This window comes from Ideonella sp. sgz306126 (assembly GCF_056032705.1).
Genome location: NZ_JBVYWP010000004.1, coordinates 49,720 through 64,532, shown reverse-complemented (window position 1 = coordinate 64,532; position 14,813 = coordinate 49,720). Strand labels below are relative to the sequence as shown.

The window sequence follows — 14,813 nt, the reverse complement described above, 5'->3', positions numbered from 1 at the left end:
GTGCCGCTTCGATAATCGCCGGATGGTCGAACCCCTTCCCCCACCGCTTCGCTGGGATGTCTTCTGCCGCGTGATCGACAACCACGGCGACCTGGGCGTGTGCTGGCGACTGGCTTGCGGACTGGCCGATCGTGGCCAGCAGGTGCGGCTGTGGGTCGACGACGCATCGGCGCTGGCGTGGATGGCGCCGGCGGGCCATGCCGGCGTCGAGCGGATCGACTGGACGGCCGCCCCTCCCGCGCTGGCGCCGGCCGACGTGGTGGTCGAGGCATTTGGCTGCGACCCGCCGGCCGACTTCGTCGCCCGCATGGCCGCCCGGCCGCGGCCGCCGGTCTGGATCAACCTGGAATACCTCAGCGCCGAAGCCTATGTCGAGCGCAGCCACCGCCTGGCCTCGCCGCAGAACAGCGGCCCGGGGCGTGGCCTCGTGAAATGGTTCTTCTACCCGGGGTTCACGCCCGCCACTGGAGGCCTGCTGCGCGAGCCGGGCTTGATCGACAGGCTGGCGTCGCTCGACAGCCAGGCGGCCCTGGCCTCGCTGGGCGTTCAGCGCCAGCCGGGTGAACGCTGCGTCAGCGTCTTCTGCTACCCCGGTGTGCCGCTGGCGGCGCTGCTGTCGTCGTTGCGCGGCGTGCCGACGCTGCTGCTGACCACGCCCGGTGCGGCCACCGAGGCCCTGCAGGACCAGACCCTGCCACGCGGTCTGCGCAGCCACGCCCTGCCCTGGCTGAGCCAGGCAGCCTACGACCGGCTGTTGCGCGCCTGCGATCTGAACCTCGTGCGCGGCGAGGATTCGTTCGTGCGCGCGCAGTGGGCCGGCCGGCCGATGCTGTGGCAGATCTATCCGCAGCACGACGGCGTGCATGCCGCCAAGCTGGAAGCCTTCCTTGCCCGCCATCTGGCCGACGCCCCCTCCAGCCTGGGCCGGGCGGTGCGCGCCTGGATGCAGGCCTGGAATGGGCTGGGCGCGACGGCCCCGGACCGGCTGCCCGACCTGGTGGAATGGCAAAGCCACGCCGAGCGCTGGCGTGACGCCTTGCTCGTCCAGGCTGATCTGGTCAGTCAACTGCTCGATTTCGTCATCGAAAAGCGTTAAAATTCAAGGCTTTGCAGAAATTGGCCCGCAGCATCGGCACCGAGGCCCTCGGTGCCCGGCCCAACGGACCAACCGCTGTCAGCCTCCGGCGGCCTTGCCGCCAAACACCCCGGGCAGCGCGTGCTCGACCACGCCCGCCCCTTCCGACTCTGGAATCTCACCATGAAACTCGCTCAGGAACTCCGCGCCGGCAACGTGATCATGCAAGGCAAGGACCCGATGGTCGTGCTGAAGACCGAATACAGCCGCGGCGGCCGTGGTGCTGCCACCGTCCGCATCAAGATGAAGAACCTGCTCAACGGCGCCGGCGCCGAAGTGGTCTTCAAGGCCGACGACAAGATGGACCTGGTCATCCTCGACAAGAAGGACTGCACCTACTCGTACTTCGCCGACCCCATGTATGCCTTCATGGACGCCGACTACAACCAGTTCGAGATCGAAGCCGAGAACATGGGCGACGCGCTGAACTACCTCGAAGACGGCATGACCGTCGAAGTGGTGTTCTACGACGGCAAGGCCATCTCGGTCGAACTGCCCACCACCGTCGTGCGCGAAATCGAGACCGATCCTGCCGTCAAGGGCGACACCTCGGGCAAGGTCCTGAAGCCGGCCAAGATCGTCGGCACCGGCTTCGAGATCTCGGTGCCCATCTTCGTTGAAAACGGCGACAAGATCGAAATCGACACTCGCACGCACGAATACCGCAAGCGCGTCTGAGCGCCGCTTTCACGGCATCATCGGCACCTTCGGGTGCCTTTTTTGTGCCCGGCGCCTCTTCTCGCCCATGAGCTTCGATTTCGACCACGCGGTTCGCGCTCCGTTCAGGATGCAGCCCGGCCTGAGGCGACTGACACCTGGCAGCCCGCACCTGACGCCGAACCGGCGCGACGCGCGCCACCTGCACGAGAAACTGGCGGTGCTGAACACCGCCGCCGACCAGGCGCTGATGCAGCGCCCCGGCTTCGACGCCGCAGCCGCGCTGGCCGTGCTGGCGACCCGGGCGGGCGCCGAACACCCCAGGCACTTCGCGATCCGCCCCGACGGCGCGTGGCATGCGATCGCGTTGGGCTGGGCGGTCGCTGCCGATGGCGGCGTCAGCGGCGACACGGCGGCCCTGGCGGCCGTGGGTTCCTGCCTGCAGGGCCTGCCCCCGGCGTGGCGCCGCGCCGGCTTGCTGTCGCTGGCCTTCGCCGAGGACTTCGCGGTCGTCGACGGCGCCGACGCCAGCGTACCCTGGCTCGCCGTCTGCCTGCCCTCGCACTGGTCGCCGCAGGACAAGGTCGGCCGCGGCTTCGCCGAGATCCATGCCCCGGTCGCCGACAACGCCCTGCTGTTGAGCGCCGGAGAGCACCTGATGCGCCTGGTCACCGCCCCGCAACGCTGGGAACGCTTCGTCTGGAGCCTGACCCACCGCGCGGCCCTGGATGCCCACCCGGCGCGCGTCGCACCGAGCGCCTGGCCCACGGCCGGCGACCCGGCGTCGCTGGTCGCGTCGACGTTCTGGCGCACCGAGCGCCAGACCTTTCTTCCGGTGCCCGGGCATGGCCAGGCGGTGTTCACGATCCGGGTGGACTGCCGTCCGCTGGTCGAGGCCATCGTGTCCACCGGGCAGGCCACCGCCGTGCACGCGGCCCTGGCCAGCATGAGCCCGGCCGTGCTGAACTACCGCGACCTGGCGGCACCGCGCGATGCCTTGCTCGACTGGCTGGCCCAGCGCGCCACCGTCCTCGGCCGATCGGCATGAAGACTGCCCCGCTGCAGGCGGCCGAACTGGCCTGGGACCATCCGGACCACCCGGGAACCCCTTGGTCGCCCGCGTATGGCGACGTCTACCATGCCGAGGCCGGCGCCCTGGCCCAGGCACGACAAGTGTTCCTCGGCGGCAACGGCCTGCCCCAGCGGTGGCAGCAGCGGGCCCGCTTCGTCGTGCTCGAAACCGGCTTCGGGCTGGGCAACAACTTCCTGGCCACCTGGTCGGCCTGGCGCGAGGACCCCCGGCGCTGCGGCCAACTGGTCTATCTCGCGATCGAAAAGCATCCGCTGCGGCGCGCCGACCTGCAGCGCGTCCATGCCGCGGCCGAACAGCCCGAACTGGCCGCCGCGCTGGTGGCCCAATGGCCTGCGCTGACCCCCGACCTGCACACGCTGGAGTTCGACCAAGGCCGCGTGCGGCTGCTGCTGGCGCTGGGCGATGTGGCGATCTGGCCCGCGGAACTGGTGGCCCAGGTCGATGCCTTTTATCTCGACGGCTTCGCCCCCGCGCGCAACCCGGCGATGTGGGATCCGCGGCTGTTCCGCAGCATCGGCCGGCTCGCCGCCGCCGGCGCCACTGCGGCAACCTGGAGCGTGGCGCGGGCGGTTCGCGACGGCTTGACCACCGCGGGCTTCGAGGTGCTGCGCAAGCCGGGCCTGGGCAGCAAGCGCGATCGCATCGAGGCCCGCCTGCCGGCACCGGAGCAGGCTCGTCCGCGCCTGCCGGCACCGCCGGGGCGCCAGGCGCATCCGCGGCCACGCAGCGCGCTGGTGATCGGCGCCGGCCTGGCGGGTGCCGCTGCGGCGCGGGCCCTGGCGGCCCAAGGGCTGAGCGTGCAGGTGCTGGAGCGGCACGCGCAGGTCGCCGGCGAAACCTCGGGCAATCCGGCCGGCCTGTTCCACGGCGTGGTGCATCCGAACGACGGCGCCCACGCCCAGTTGCTGCGCGCCGCAGCACGGCGGGCGCAACAACTTCTGGCGCCCCTGACTGCCGATGCCGCGGTGCCCGGCGCCGTCAGCGGCCTGCTGCGCGGTGCATCGGACGACGACGGCGCGATGCAGGATCTGCTGGCGCGTCAGGCGCTGCCGGCCGATTACGTCCAGCGCCTGCCGAGGGAGCAGGCCGAGGCGCTCGCCGGGGTGACGCTGACGAGCGACCCCTGGTTCTATCCCGGTGGCGGCTGGGTCAGCCCGCCGGCCCTGGTACGGGCGTGGCTGTCGACGCCCGGCGTGACGGTTCGGACTCGTCAGGCGGTGGAGCGCCTGGTGCGCGACGACATGGGCTGTTGGCAGGCCCTCGGTGCCTGCGACGAAGTGATCGCCGAGGCCGATCTGGTCGTCCTGGCCTGCGCCCATGATCTGCCGCGCCTGCTGGCGCCGTGGACGGAGGTCGACCTGTGGCCGCTTCAGCGCCGCCGCGGACAGATCACCGTGCTGCCGCCGGCCCTGGTCGCGAGCGCCGGCTTGCCGCGGCCGTCCTGCCCGCTGGCCAGCGGCGGCTACCTGCTGAGCCTGCCGCCGTCACTCGGCGGCGGACTGCTGTGCGGCGCCACCTCGCAGATCGACGACGACGAGGGCGCGGTGCGCGCGCAAGACCATGATCGGAACTTGCGCCAGATCACCGAATTGACCGGTGCCGCGGTCTCCTTGGGTCTTCAGGAACTGGCCTTGCTGAGCGGCCGGGTCGGGTGGCGTCTGTCCTGCGACGACCGCTTGCCCGTCGTCGGCCCGGTCCCGCTGAGCCGCTCGCAGATGGCGGGCTTGCAGCGGCTGGAGCAACCGCGTCAGGTGCCCCGCCAATCGGGTTTGTACGTGCTGTCCGCGCTGGGCTCGCGCGGCATCACGCTGGCGCCGCTGCTGGGGGAGGTGCTGGCGGCCTGGATCACCGGGGCGCCGGTGCCGCTGCCCGCCAGCCTGCTCGATGCGATCGACCCGGCGCGCTTCGTGTCGCGGCAGTTCCGGCGCGCCGAGCGCACGCGGCGCTGAGCCCACCGCGGCCGCAGGAAGGATCAGGCGCCCGGTGCGCTGCCCTGCGACGTGCCTTCTGCCGAGCCGGGTTCGGCGTGCTCACCGGCCTGCTCGGGTTCGTCGGGCAGCGCAGGCAACCCCGCCGCCTTGCGCGCCGCCTTCTCCTCCTTCTTTTTCTTCTTGGCCAGTTCGCGCTGACGTTTTTCGTAGGAATAGTTGGGAGTGGCCACGGAGGCCTCCTTTGCAAAGAGAGTGAGTGCAGCGCACGGCAACGCGAACGCCGCCGGCAGGACTTGGACGATACACCCGAGGCCGGGTGGACCGTTCAGAAGCGCAGCGTCTTGACGCCCTGGGCCGTGCCCAGCAGGCACAGGCCGGCGCGATGGCGGGCGAAGATGCCCACCGTGACCACGCCAGGCCACTGGTTGATCTCGGTCTCCATCGCCAGCGGCTCGCGGATCTTCAGACCGCGGACATCGAGAATCAGGTTGCCGTTGTCGGTCACCACGCCGTCGCGCACGGTGGCCGTGCCGCCGTAGGCGCTGGCGAAGCGCCGTGCCACCTGGGCGGCGGCCATCGGAATGACCTCCACCGGCAGCGGAAACGCGCCGAGCGTCTCGACCTGCTTCGATTCGTCGGCGATGCAGACGAAGGTCCTGGCCAGATCGGCGACGATCTTCTCGCGCGTCAAGGCCGCGCCGCCGCCCTTGATCATGCAGCCTTGCGAATCGATCTCGTCCGCGCCATCGATGTAGACCGGGATCGACTCCACCTCGTTGGCCTCCAGCACCCGGATGCCGTGCGCCCGAAGCCGCTCGGTGCTCTTGACCGAACTCGACACGGCACCCGCGATCTGCGCCTTCATCGTCGCCAGGGCATCGATGAAACAGTTCACCGTCGAGCCGGTGCCCACGCCCACCACCGTCCCGGGCACCACATGGGCCAGCGCGGCCTGCCCGACCAGGGCCTTGAGTTCGTCTTGCGTCATGCGGCTGATTATCGCCTTGCGGCTGACCATCGCCCGCCGGCGCGCGCCTGAGACAATCGCGGCCACGCTCTTTCTCCGATGCCATGGCCCTGATTCCCTACGCCCTCACCCGCCCCTTCCTGTTCGGCCTGGACCCCGAAGCCGCCCACGAGCTGACGCTGAACAGCATCGCCCGCTTGCAGAACACGCCGGCGCAATGCCTGTGGGCGCAGACCCGCGTCGCCGACCCGGTCAAGGTCGCCGGACTGACGTTTCCCAACCGCATCGGGCTGGCCGCCGGGCTGGACAAGAACGGCCGCTGCGTCGACGGCCTGGGCGCCATGGGCTTCGGCTTCATCGAGGTCGGCACGGTCACGCCGCTGGCCCAGCCCGGCAACCCCAAACCGCGCATGTTCCGCCTGCCGCAGAAGAACGCGCTGATCAACCGGCTGGGCTTCAACAACGAGGGCCTGGCCGCCTTCCTGGCTCATGTCCAGCGTGCCCACAGCTTTCGGCGCCACGGCGGCATCCTGGGCCTGAACATCGGCAAGAACGCGGTCACGCCGATCGACCGCGCGGTGGACGATTACCTGTTGTGCCTGGACGGCGTCTATCCGCACGCCGACTACGTCAGCGTCAACATCTCCAGCCCGAACACCAAGAACCTGCGCGCGCTGCAAAGCGACGCAGCGCTCGACGCGCTGCTGGGCGCCCTGGTCGAACGCAGGCAGGCCCTGGCCCGCTTGCACGGCAGATCCGTGCCGATGTTCCTGAAGATCGCTCCCGACCTGGATGCCGACCAGGTGCGCGAGATCGCCGCCACCGTGGCGCGCCACGGCCTGGACGGCGTGATCGCCACCAACACCACCCTGGCCCGCGACGCGGTCCAAGGCCTGCCCCATGGCGACGAAGCCGGGGGCCTGTCCGGCGCCCCGGTGCTGGAGGCCAGCAACCGCGTGATCCGTGCGCTGCGCGCCGAACTCGGGTCCGGCGTCGCCATCATCGGCGTGGGCGGGGTGCTCAGCGGCGCCGATGCGCAGTCCAAGCGGGCGGCCGGCGCCGACCTGGTCCAGATCTACACCGGCCTGATCTACCGGGGTCCGGCGCTGGTGCCCGAAGCGGCCGAGGCTCTGCGCGCGATGCGCTGACCCCGCGCTGACCCCGGCCGCTGCCCCGCCAGCGCGGAGTCCACGACCTCACGCGGCCGGCAGCGCGGTCAATCGCCCAGCACCACGCCTTCTCGCCGCGGATCGGCCCCGCCCTGCCAGCGCTGGGTGGTCTCGTCCCAAGACAAGGCCTGCAGGCCGCTGGTCAAGGGCTCCTCCTCGATCACCTCGCCACGCTCGCGCAGCCCCTGCAGCACCGCGGCCGGAAATCGGCCGGGCTCGACCCAGGTGACGCGGGTGTTCAAATTGGCCAGGTTCGGCAAATCCACTGCCTGCTGCGGGCCGAGGCCGTCGCGCAGCAGGCCCAGCACCGCCTTGGCCGTGAAATGGATGATCGCCGCGCCCCCAGGCGAGCCCAGGCTCATCATCAGCCGCCCGCTCGGCCGGTCGAAGATCAGCGTCGGGCTCATGCTCGACCGCGGGCGCTTGCCGGGCTCGACCCGGTTGGCCACCGGCCGGCCCTGGGGATCGGCCGGCTCGAACGAGAAATCGGTCAACTCGTTGTTCAACAGGAAGCCGCCGGGCAGGCCGGTACCGCCGTCGCACAACAGCGTCGAACCGAAGGCCCCCTCGATGGTGGTGGTCATCGCCAGCCCCTGTCCATGGGCATCGACCACGCTCAGGTGGCTGGTGCCGTGCTCGGGCTGCGGCAGCTCGGATGCCCACGCGGCGCGCAGCGGCGCCGGCACACCCGGCAGCGCGATCCCGCTGCTGAGCGGCCCGATCAAGGCGGCACGCTGGCGCAGGTAGGCCGGCGCGAGCAAGCTGCTCCAATCGCCGCCCGGCGCAGCGACGAACGCCGGATCCGCGATGTACCGCGCGCGGTCGGCAAAGGCCAGCCGCGAGGCCTCGAGGTAGCGGCGCAGGCGCTCCACGGTTCGCTGGGTGGGCGCGGCGGCGCCTGGTGCCGGCAGAGCGTCCAGCAGACCCAGGATCTGCATCATCGTCAGTTGTCCCGACGAGGGCGGCGGAAAACCGCAGATGCGCCAGCGCTCGTGCCAGTCGGCACAAAGCGCCTCGCGCCGCACCGGACGATAGCTCGACAGGTCGGCGGCACTCATCCCCCCCGGGTTCGCGGGAAAGCCCCGCACCTGCTCCACGATGGCCGCGGCCACCGGGCCCTGGTAGAAGGCGGCCGAGCCGTCGCGTGCGATGCGCCTCAGCACCTCGGCCAGCGCCGGGTTGCGCAAGCGGTGCCCGACCGGCCAGGGTTGGGGCAGCGCACCGGCAGCGGCCGGCTGGTAGAAATAGCGCCGCGCCGCGGGATTGGCGCGCAGCGCCGTCGCCCCGTCGAGCAGGCCGTGCAGGCGCGGACTGACCGCGAAGCCCTGGGTGGCCAGCGCGATCGCCGGCTCGAACAAATGCGCCCAGGGCAGCCGGCCGTGCTGGCGGTGCGCCGCTTCCAGCATGCGCACGACGCCGGGCACCCCCACCGAGCGTCCGCCCACCTTCGCCTCTTCGAACCCCATCGGCGTGCCATCGGGGTGAAGGAACAAAGCTGGCGTGGCCGCCGCGGGCGCGGTCTCCCGGCCATCCCAGGCCTGCAGCGACGAGCCGTCCCACAGCATCAGCAGCGCGCCGCCGCCCAAGCCGCTGGACTGCGGTTCAACCAGCGCCAGCACCATCTGCGCGGCAATCGCCGCATCCAGCGCCGAGCCGCCCTCGCGCAGCATGCGCAGGCCGGCTTGCGCCGCCAGCGGGTTGGCCGCCGCGATCGCCTGGTGCGCAAAGTTCCGCCCGACCTTGGCCTGCCAGCCGCTGGCGGCTTCGGGTTGGGCCAGCACAACCGCGGGCGATGGCGCCGTGGCGAGCGACGGACCCGTCTGACAGGCCGCCAGCAGCAGCGTCGAAGCCAGCAGGCCCATCCATCGAACCGGCCGCGAGCACGCGGCCATCGCCTTGCGGCGCGCCCGCCACGGCGCGACGCTCACCGACTTGCGTCCTGCAGCGTCGCGTCGCGAACGCGCAGGCGCGCGGTGGACCATGCGCTCGGCAGCATCTTCGGCTATCCGCGCCAAAACGGCACGACCGAGCCGCGCCAACGCAAGGCGTCCATCAATGCAGCGCGACGCCCGTCTTGGACTGGACTTCCTCGAAGCTGACGCCCGGCGCCAGTTCCACGAGCTTCAGCCCATGCGGCGTGACGTCGAGCACGCACAGGTCGGTGATGATGCGGTCGACCACGCCGACGCCGGTCAACGGCAGGCTGCAGCTCGGCAGGATCTTCAGGTCGGTGCTGCCATCCTTCTTGGTGGCGACATGCTCCATCAGCACGACGACGTTCTTCACGCCGGCGACCAGATCCATCGCGCCGCCCATGCCTTTGACCATCTTGCCGGGAATCATCCAGTTCGCCAGGTCGCCCTTCTCGCTGACCTGCATCGCGCCCAGGATGGCCAGGTTGATCTTGCCGCCGCGGATCATGCCGAAGCTGTCCGCGCTGCTGAAGATGCTGCTGCCGGGCAGCGTCGTGACAGTCTGCTTGCCGGCGTTGATCAGGTCGGCATCGACCTGGTCGTCGGTCGGGAACGGGCCGATGCCCAGCAGGCCGTTCTCGCTCTGCAGCCACACCTCCATGCCGGACGGCACGTGGTTGGCCACCAAGGTCGGCAGGCCGATGCCCAGGTTCACGTAGTAGCCATCCTGCAGCTCCTTGGCGGCGCGGGCGGCCATTTCATCGCGGGTCCATGCCATCTCGATTCTCCTTGTGCCTTTGCGCGGTCCGGCCGGGTCAGGCGGCCTTGCGGGTCGTACGTTGCTCGATGCGCTTTTCCGGCGTCGTGTTGAGCACGATGCGGTGCACGAAGATGCCGGGCAGATGCACCTGGTCCGGATCGAGCTCGCCGGTCTCGACGATCTTCTCGACCTCGACCACCGTGATGCGCCCGGCCATCGCCACGTTGGGGTTGAAGTTGCGCGCCGTGCGGCGGAACTGCAGGTTGCCGCTCTTGTCGGCCAGGTAGGCCTTGACCAGAGACACATCGGGCACCAGCGAACGCTCCATCACGTAGGTCTCGCCATCGAACTCGCGCAATTCCTTGCCGTCGGCCACGATGGTGCCCACGCCGGTCTTGGTGAAGAACGCCGGAATGCCGGCGCCGCCTGCGCGCAGCTTCTCGGCCAAGGTGCCTTGGGGCGTGAAATCCAGCGCCAGTTCGCCCGCCAGATACTGGCGCTCGAACTCCTTGTTCTCACCGACGTAGCTGGAGATCATCTTGCTGATCTGCCGCGTCGCGAGCAGCTTGCCCAGGCCGAAGCCGTCGACGCCGGCGTTGTTCGACACCACCGTCAGGTCCTTGACCCCGGTCGCCTGCAACGCGTCGATCAGCGCCTCGGGAATGCCACACAGGCCGAAACCGCCCACGGCCAGCATCTGGCCATCGCGCACAATGCCGTGCAGCGCTGCCGCAGCGCTCGGGTAGATCTTGTTCATTCGCAAAGCCTCCGGGCTTGTTCGGATGGGATCGCAGGGTACTACGGCCCCCTCGGCCCGTCGTTACGTACATTTGACTAAGGCCTTTCGAGAGCGCCCGCCCGCGCTCGCGGACGGTCCGCCGCGGCGACCCGGGACCGCCCCCTTTGCCCCACCACTCGCATGCTCGATCTCGATTACCGCACCGCCTTCGACCTGGCGCCGATCGGCCTGGTGCTGTCGCGCCGGCGGCTGATGGTGGACTGCAACCAGCAGGTGCTGGCGATGTTCGGCGCCCAGCGCGACCAGCTGGTCGGCCAGTCCTTCGAGATCCTCTACCCCAGCCTGGCCGAGTACGAGCGTACCGGCGCCCGCATCGCCGCCAGCCTGGGAACCGATGGCCGTTACGCCGACGACCGCGTGATGAAGCGCTTCGGCGGCGACCTGTTCTGGTGCCACGTCTCCGGCCGGGCGCTCGACGCGGGCGACCCGCATGCCGCCGGCATCTGGAGCTTCGAGGATCTGTCGGCCCGGCGCGTTCTGAAGGTCGATTTCACCGCCCGCGAGCGCGAAATCGCGGCGCTGCTGATCGAGGGCGACACCAGCAAGCAGATCGGCCGCAAGCTGGGCATCAGCCCGCGCACCGTCGATGTCTACCGGACGCGGCTGATGCGCAAGACCGGGGCCGCCAGCACGACCGAGCTGGTGCACCGGCTATTGACCGGCTGAGTCGGCCCGGGTCGTTCAGGCACCTGGGTCGAGCCACGCCAGCAACGCGGCCTGTTCGGCCAGCACCCACCCGCCGTCGGCATCCTGCGCGGCATGGCAGGCCACGACCTGCGGCAACTCGTCGGGCCCCAGCGCTTCGGCCTGCCGCAGCTGGGCTTCGAGCACCGGCAGATCGGCATCCGAGGCGTCGTCGCCGCGCCGCGCCCGGCGCTCGACGCGCTGGCGCAGCACGTCGGCGTCGACCTGGAAGTCCAGGATCCGCCAGCGCAGGCCCCGCCGATCCACCCATTGGCGCACCGCATCGCGTTCGGCCCGCGCGAGAAACGTCGCATCCAGGACCACCGAATGTCCGCCGTCCAGCGCGGCGTCCGCCGCGTCGCGCAGCCGCGCATAGGTGGCCTGGCGGGCCTGTGCGCCATAGCGTCGAGCGAGGTCGGCCGCCGTTGGACGATCGAGCGGTGCGACGCCCGCCAGGCGCTTGCGCTCGACGTCGGAGCGGATGCGGACGAGGCCGCCAGTCTCCACCAGGCCCTGGGTCAGCGTGGTCTTGCCGCTGCCTGAGAAGCCATGGGTGATCAGCACCACCGGCGTGCGAGGCCGGCTGAGCCGCTCCGCCAGGTCCAGGTAGCCGTGTGCCACCGCGGCATCGGCGGCCTGGCGGGCCTGAGCCAGACGGAGCGTGGCCACCCGCGCCCGCACCAGTGCGCGATACACCTCGTGGTAGCGCAGCACCCGCGCCGCGCCGTAGTCGCCGCTGCGCTCCAGCCACGCATTGAGCAGGCGGTGGGCCAGTCCGGCCAGGCCGTGCGCCCGCAAGTCCATCGACAGGAACGCGAGATCGCTCGCCACGTCGATCCACCGAAACTCGTCGTTGAATTCGATGCCGTCGAAGGCCATCGGCTCGCCCTGCCATTGCGCGATATTGCCCAGATGCAGATCGCCATGGCACTCCCGCACGTGGCCGTCGCGCAGGCGCTCGGCCAGCGCCGGCGCCCACCGGCGGAAGGCCTCGGCCTCCCAGGTGGCCAGCCGGTCGGCCTGCGCCTCGGTCGCACCGGCGGGCGGCAGGTGGCGGCGAACGTCGTCCAGGCAGGCCTGCATCGCTGCGCGCACCTGCGCCGGATGGCCGAGGCGGCCTGCGGGATCGGCCCGCGCAGCGCCACGGTAGAACGCGTCCAGCCGGGGGACCAGCGCGTCGATGTGCCCGGCGCGCAATGCGCCGCGCTCGGCCAGCCGGTCCCACTGGCCCTGGCGGTCGAAGGCGCGCATCGCCACGGCCCAGTCGAGAACCGGACCGCTCCCGTTCAGCACCGGTGCGGCGACCGAACCGGTCACCGGCACCACGGCCAGGTACAGGTCGGGGGCCAGGCGGCGATTCAAGCGCAACTCCTCGGCGCAGGCCTGGCGGCGCCGGGCCAGGGTACGGAAGTCGAGAAAGTCGTTGGCCAGCACCTTCTTGAACTTGTAGGCCAGCGTCCTGCCGACCAGCACCTCGGAGATGTGGGTCTCGATGCGCTGGATCTCGCCGTCGTCCAGACCGACCTGCAGCGCACGCACCATCGCCGCCTGATCGGCCGGGCCGAGCTCGCCGGGGTCCGCGTCGTAGGATGCGTTCATCGTTTCGGCCTTTGCGTCTGCAACGACATCATTCCATGCCGAACCGCCGCCGTCTCGCCTGCGGCTCCGGTACCCTGTCCAGCCAGGGTGCCACGGCGACCCTACCCGGATGGGTTACCCCGTCTCACCCATCGCGGGAATAGACGCCTCTGGTGCGATGGCCGGTAATAGACCACGCTGCAGACGGGGATTCGCGGGCCTGGACCCGTGGAGGAGTGCGCGCCTGACTGCGCGGTTCGAGATCACAGTGGCCGCAGCGAGCGGCCCGAATGGAGACATGACATGAACTTCGACAAGGAATTTGACGCCTCGGGCCTGGCTTGTCCGCTGCCCATCGTCAAAACCAAGAAATCGCTGGCCGACATGGCGTCGGGTCAGGTGCTGCGCGTGGTCGCGACCGATCCGGGCTCGGTCTGCGACATGGCCGCTTTCGCCGAGCAGACCGGCAACACCTTGCTCGAATCGGGTTCCGACGCCGGCAAGTACGTTTTCTTCCTGCGCAAGGCCTGATCGGGCCCAGGGTTGGCGGCACCGCCACGGTGCCGCCATGAACATCGCAAGGCGACCGGAGCACCTATGACGAAAAAGATGGCGATCATCGCCACCAAGGGCACGCTGGACATGGCGTACCCCCCGCTGATCCTGGCCTCCACGGCGGCGGCGCTGGGTTGGGACGTACAGATCTTCTTCACCTTCTACGGCCTGCAGCTGCTGCGCAAGGACCTCGACGGCATCCACATCAGCCCGCTGGCCAATCCGGCCATGCCGATGCCGGTGCCGATGCCGGTGATCGTCTCCGTCCTCCCCGGCATGGAGGCGATGGCGACCTCCATGATGAAGGCCAAGATGAAGTCCAAGGGCGTGGCCTCGCTGAAAGAGTTGCGTGACCTGTGCCAGGAGGCCGACGTGAAATTCATCGCCTGCCAGATGACCGTCGACCTGTTCGAGTTCAATACCAGCGAGTTCATCGAAGGCATCGAATACGGCGGCGCGGCGACCTTCATGAAGTTCGCTGGCGAGACCGACGTCTGCCTGTTCATCTGACCCGCCGCCGCCCCCTGGCGCGCGCTGCCGGCGATGAAGGGCCGGCAGCCGGGCCGCTGCGCTGGACGTCTCACCGACGCCCCTCGTGCAGCGTCCCCACGCGCATCCCACTGATATCCATTGCCGCCGGCGATCGCCTGCGCGGCTCCGAGGAGAATGCATGAAAACCTGGTCGATCGGCCTGATGTTGATGGTGGTTGCGTGGCGCGTCGGCGCCGTCGAACCGTATCTGATGGGCGACCGCCTCGCACCGGCCGATCTCGCCACCGAGATGAGCCAGGTCGAGCACAAGCTGAGTGCCGAGGGATTCACGCCCATCGGACGCCACCTGCCCAAGGGCGTGGCCGACCGCGGCACCGTCATCGTCACCGATCCCGCCTTTCTGGCCTCGGTGCGGGGCGCCTCGGTGGTGGCAGCGCCGCTGCGCGTGGGCGTGAAATCCGACGGCACCGTGACGTACGAGAACCCGGACTATTGGCTGCGGGCGCTGGTGCGCCGTCAGCCTGAGGTGATCGGTGCCCAGGTCCCCGCGCTGAGCGATCGCCTCGCGCGCGCACTGGGTCATGGCAAGGGCTTCGGCGGCGACGTCAAGGCCGATGCTCTGCCCGATTACCACTACATGATGGGCATGGAGCGCTTCGACTCCGGCCGCAACGAGTTGCGCACTTTCGGCAGCTTCGACGACGCCGTGCGCACGGTGCGCGACAACCTGGCCAAGGGCGTCGCCAACACCGCCAAGGTCTACGAAGTGGTGCTGCCCGATCGCCATATCGCGGTGTTCGGCGTGGCGATGAACGACCCCTCCGACGGCGAAGGCTGGTGGGTCAACAAGATCGGCGCCGACCAGATCGCCGGCCTGCCCTACGAGATCTATGTCGTCGACGGCAAGGTCCAGGCGCTCTACGCCCGCTACCGCATTGCCCTGGGCTGGCCGTCTTTGGGAATGGGGACCTTCATGGGTATCGTCAATGCGCCGGGCAGGATCCAATCGATGCTCACGCAAGTCGCCGGCGGTGCACCCGGCGCCAACTGACGCCCCGTCGCGACCCCACAGCAGGAGAA

15 protein-coding genes are annotated in these 14,813 nt (G+C 70.0%); 9 read left to right on the top strand and 6 right to left on the bottom strand.

Annotated elements, in window-relative coordinates; translation table 11 throughout:
- Nucleotides 1–22 precede the first annotated feature (22 nt).
- The 4 genes from earP to mnmC all read left to right on the top strand — a co-directional run bounded on the left by earP (nt 23) and on the right by mnmC (nt 4,834).
- Nucleotides 23–1,096 carry an elongation factor P maturation arginine rhamnosyltransferase EarP gene (gene earP / locus AC0N04_RS12775; protein WP_474282201.1) on the top strand — a complete coding sequence of 358 codons (1,074 nt, stop codon included), beginning with the start codon at nt 23–25 and terminating at the stop codon, nt 1,094–1,096.
- A gap of 162 nt (nt 1,097–1,258) precedes the next feature.
- The gene (efp, locus tag AC0N04_RS12770) at nt 1,259–1,813 is read left to right on the top strand and encodes an elongation factor P (RefSeq protein ID WP_474282199.1); all 555 of its coding nucleotides are present in this window, start codon (nt 1,259–1,261) and stop codon (nt 1,811–1,813) included.
- A 67-nt stretch (nt 1,814–1,880) separates the two neighbouring features.
- Entirely contained in the window at nt 1,881–2,840 is a 960-nt protein-coding gene (locus AC0N04_RS12765) for a heme-dependent oxidative N-demethylase subunit alpha family protein (RefSeq protein WP_474282197.1), read from the top strand.
- Nucleotides 2,837–4,834 carry a bifunctional tRNA (5-methylaminomethyl-2-thiouridine)(34)-methyltransferase MnmC2/FAD-dependent 5-carboxymethylaminomethyl-2-thiouridine(34) oxidoreductase MnmC1 gene (gene mnmC / locus AC0N04_RS12760; protein ID WP_474282195.1) on the top strand — a complete coding sequence of 666 codons (1,998 nt, stop codon included), beginning with the start codon at nt 2,837–2,839 and terminating at the stop codon, nt 4,832–4,834. Before AC0N04_RS12765 ends, mnmC begins: the two co-directional genes overlap by 4 nt.
- A 23-nt stretch (nt 4,835–4,857) precedes the next feature.
- On the opposite strand, the gene AC0N04_RS12755 is transcribed toward mnmC, so the two are convergent.
- Entirely contained in the window at nt 4,858–5,046 is a 189-nt protein-coding gene (locus tag AC0N04_RS12755) for a hypothetical protein (protein WP_474282193.1), read from the bottom strand.
- Between the two features lie 95 nt (nt 5,047–5,141).
- Nucleotides 5,142–5,804: a ribose-5-phosphate isomerase RpiA gene (gene rpiA / locus AC0N04_RS12750; protein WP_474282191.1), complete on the bottom strand. Its 663-nt coding sequence runs from the start codon at nt 5,802–5,804 to the stop codon at nt 5,142–5,144.
- An 83-nt stretch (nt 5,805–5,887) separates the two neighbouring features.
- On the opposite strand from rpiA, the gene AC0N04_RS12745 reads away from it, so the two are divergent.
- Entirely contained in the window at nt 5,888–6,931 is a 1,044-nt protein-coding gene (locus AC0N04_RS12745) for a quinone-dependent dihydroorotate dehydrogenase (protein ID WP_474282189.1), read from the top strand.
- 68 nt (nt 6,932–6,999) lie between these two features.
- On the opposite strand, the gene AC0N04_RS12740 is transcribed toward AC0N04_RS12745, so the two are convergent.
- From AC0N04_RS12740 to AC0N04_RS12730, 3 genes are all read right to left on the bottom strand, one after another.
- Nucleotides 7,000–8,844 (bottom strand): gamma-glutamyltransferase family protein, encoded by a 1,845-nt coding sequence (locus tag AC0N04_RS12740; protein WP_474283062.1) that lies wholly within the window; start codon nt 8,842–8,844, stop codon nt 7,000–7,002.
- A 160-nt stretch (nt 8,845–9,004) separates the two neighbouring features.
- A complete protein-coding gene (locus AC0N04_RS12735; RefSeq protein WP_474282187.1) occupies nt 9,005–9,643 on the bottom strand; it encodes a CoA transferase subunit B in 639 nt (212 codons plus the stop codon).
- Nucleotides 9,644–9,680: 37 nt separating this feature from the next.
- On the bottom strand, nt 9,681–10,382 hold the full coding sequence (locus AC0N04_RS12730) for a CoA transferase subunit A (RefSeq protein WP_474282185.1): 702 nt from the start codon (nt 10,380–10,382) through the stop codon (nt 9,681–9,683).
- A 162-nt stretch (nt 10,383–10,544) separates the two neighbouring features.
- Here AC0N04_RS12730 and AC0N04_RS12725 point away from each other — a divergent pair, with 162 nt between their 5' ends.
- Nucleotides 10,545–11,090 carry a helix-turn-helix transcriptional regulator gene (locus AC0N04_RS12725; protein ID WP_474282183.1) on the top strand — a complete coding sequence of 182 codons (546 nt, stop codon included), beginning with the start codon at nt 10,545–10,547 and terminating at the stop codon, nt 11,088–11,090.
- Between the two features lie 15 nt (nt 11,091–11,105).
- Here the strand turns inward: AC0N04_RS12725 and AC0N04_RS12720 are convergent, their stop codons facing one another.
- A complete protein-coding gene (locus AC0N04_RS12720) occupies nt 11,106–12,707 on the bottom strand; it encodes a bifunctional aminoglycoside phosphotransferase/ATP-binding protein (protein WP_474282181.1) in 1,602 nt (533 codons plus the stop codon).
- Nucleotides 12,708–12,989: 282 nt separating this feature from the next.
- Between AC0N04_RS12720 and AC0N04_RS12715 the strand changes: the two genes are divergently transcribed.
- The 3 genes from AC0N04_RS12715 to AC0N04_RS12705 all read left to right on the top strand — a co-directional run bounded on the left by AC0N04_RS12715 (nt 12,990) and on the right by AC0N04_RS12705 (nt 14,784).
- Nucleotides 12,990–13,217 (top strand): sulfurtransferase TusA family protein, encoded by a 228-nt coding sequence (locus AC0N04_RS12715; RefSeq protein ID WP_474282179.1) that lies wholly within the window; start codon nt 12,990–12,992, stop codon nt 13,215–13,217.
- Nucleotides 13,218–13,283: 66 nt separating this feature from the next.
- Nucleotides 13,284–13,751: a sulfur carrier protein DsrE2 gene (dsrE2, locus tag AC0N04_RS12710; RefSeq protein WP_474282177.1), complete on the top strand. Its 468-nt coding sequence runs from the start codon at nt 13,284–13,286 to the stop codon at nt 13,749–13,751.
- 160 nt (nt 13,752–13,911) lie between these two features.
- Nucleotides 13,912–14,784, top strand: a complete 873-nt coding sequence (locus AC0N04_RS12705) for a hypothetical protein (RefSeq protein WP_474282175.1) — start codon at nt 13,912–13,914, stop codon at nt 14,782–14,784.
- The last annotated feature ends 29 nt before the right edge of the window (nt 14,785–14,813 follow it).

Bases quoted from the DNA above. Each gene is read 5' to 3' on its own strand.
- AC0N04_RS12735 (WP_474282187.1), bottom strand. From the start codon at position 9,643: ATGGCATGGACCCGCGATGAAATGGCCGCCCGCGCCGCCAAGGAGCTG.
- rpiA (WP_474282191.1), bottom strand. From the start codon at position 5,804: ATGACGCAAGACGAACTCAAGGCCCTGGTCGGGCAGGCCGCGCTGGCC.
- AC0N04_RS12715 (WP_474282179.1), top strand. From the start codon at position 12,990: ATGAACTTCGACAAGGAATTTGACGCCTCGGGCCTGGCTTGTCCGCTG.
- AC0N04_RS12745 (WP_474282189.1), top strand. From the start codon at position 5,888: ATGGCCCTGATTCCCTACGCCCTCACCCGCCCCTTCCTGTTCGGCCTG.
- AC0N04_RS12725 (WP_474282183.1), top strand. From the start codon at position 10,545: ATGCTCGATCTCGATTACCGCACCGCCTTCGACCTGGCGCCGATCGGC.
- mnmC (WP_474282195.1), top strand. From the start codon at position 2,837: ATGAAGACTGCCCCGCTGCAGGCGGCCGAACTGGCCTGGGACCATCCG.
- AC0N04_RS12765 (WP_474282197.1), top strand. From the start codon at position 1,881: ATGAGCTTCGATTTCGACCACGCGGTTCGCGCTCCGTTCAGGATGCAG.
- earP (WP_474282201.1), top strand. From the start codon at position 23: ATGGTCGAACCCCTTCCCCCACCGCTTCGCTGGGATGTCTTCTGCCGC.
- AC0N04_RS12740 (WP_474283062.1), bottom strand. From the start codon at position 8,844: ATGGCCGCGTGCTCGCGGCCGGTTCGATGGATGGGCCTGCTGGCTTCG.
- dsrE2 (WP_474282177.1), top strand. From the start codon at position 13,284: ATGACGAAAAAGATGGCGATCATCGCCACCAAGGGCACGCTGGACATG.
- AC0N04_RS12720 (WP_474282181.1), bottom strand. From the start codon at position 12,707: ATGAACGCATCCTACGACGCGGACCCCGGCGAGCTCGGCCCGGCCGAT.
- AC0N04_RS12705 (WP_474282175.1), top strand. From the start codon at position 13,912: ATGAAAACCTGGTCGATCGGCCTGATGTTGATGGTGGTTGCGTGGCGC.
- AC0N04_RS12730 (WP_474282185.1), bottom strand. From the start codon at position 10,382: ATGAACAAGATCTACCCGAGCGCTGCGGCAGCGCTGCACGGCATTGTG.
- efp (WP_474282199.1), top strand. From the start codon at position 1,259: ATGAAACTCGCTCAGGAACTCCGCGCCGGCAACGTGATCATGCAAGGC.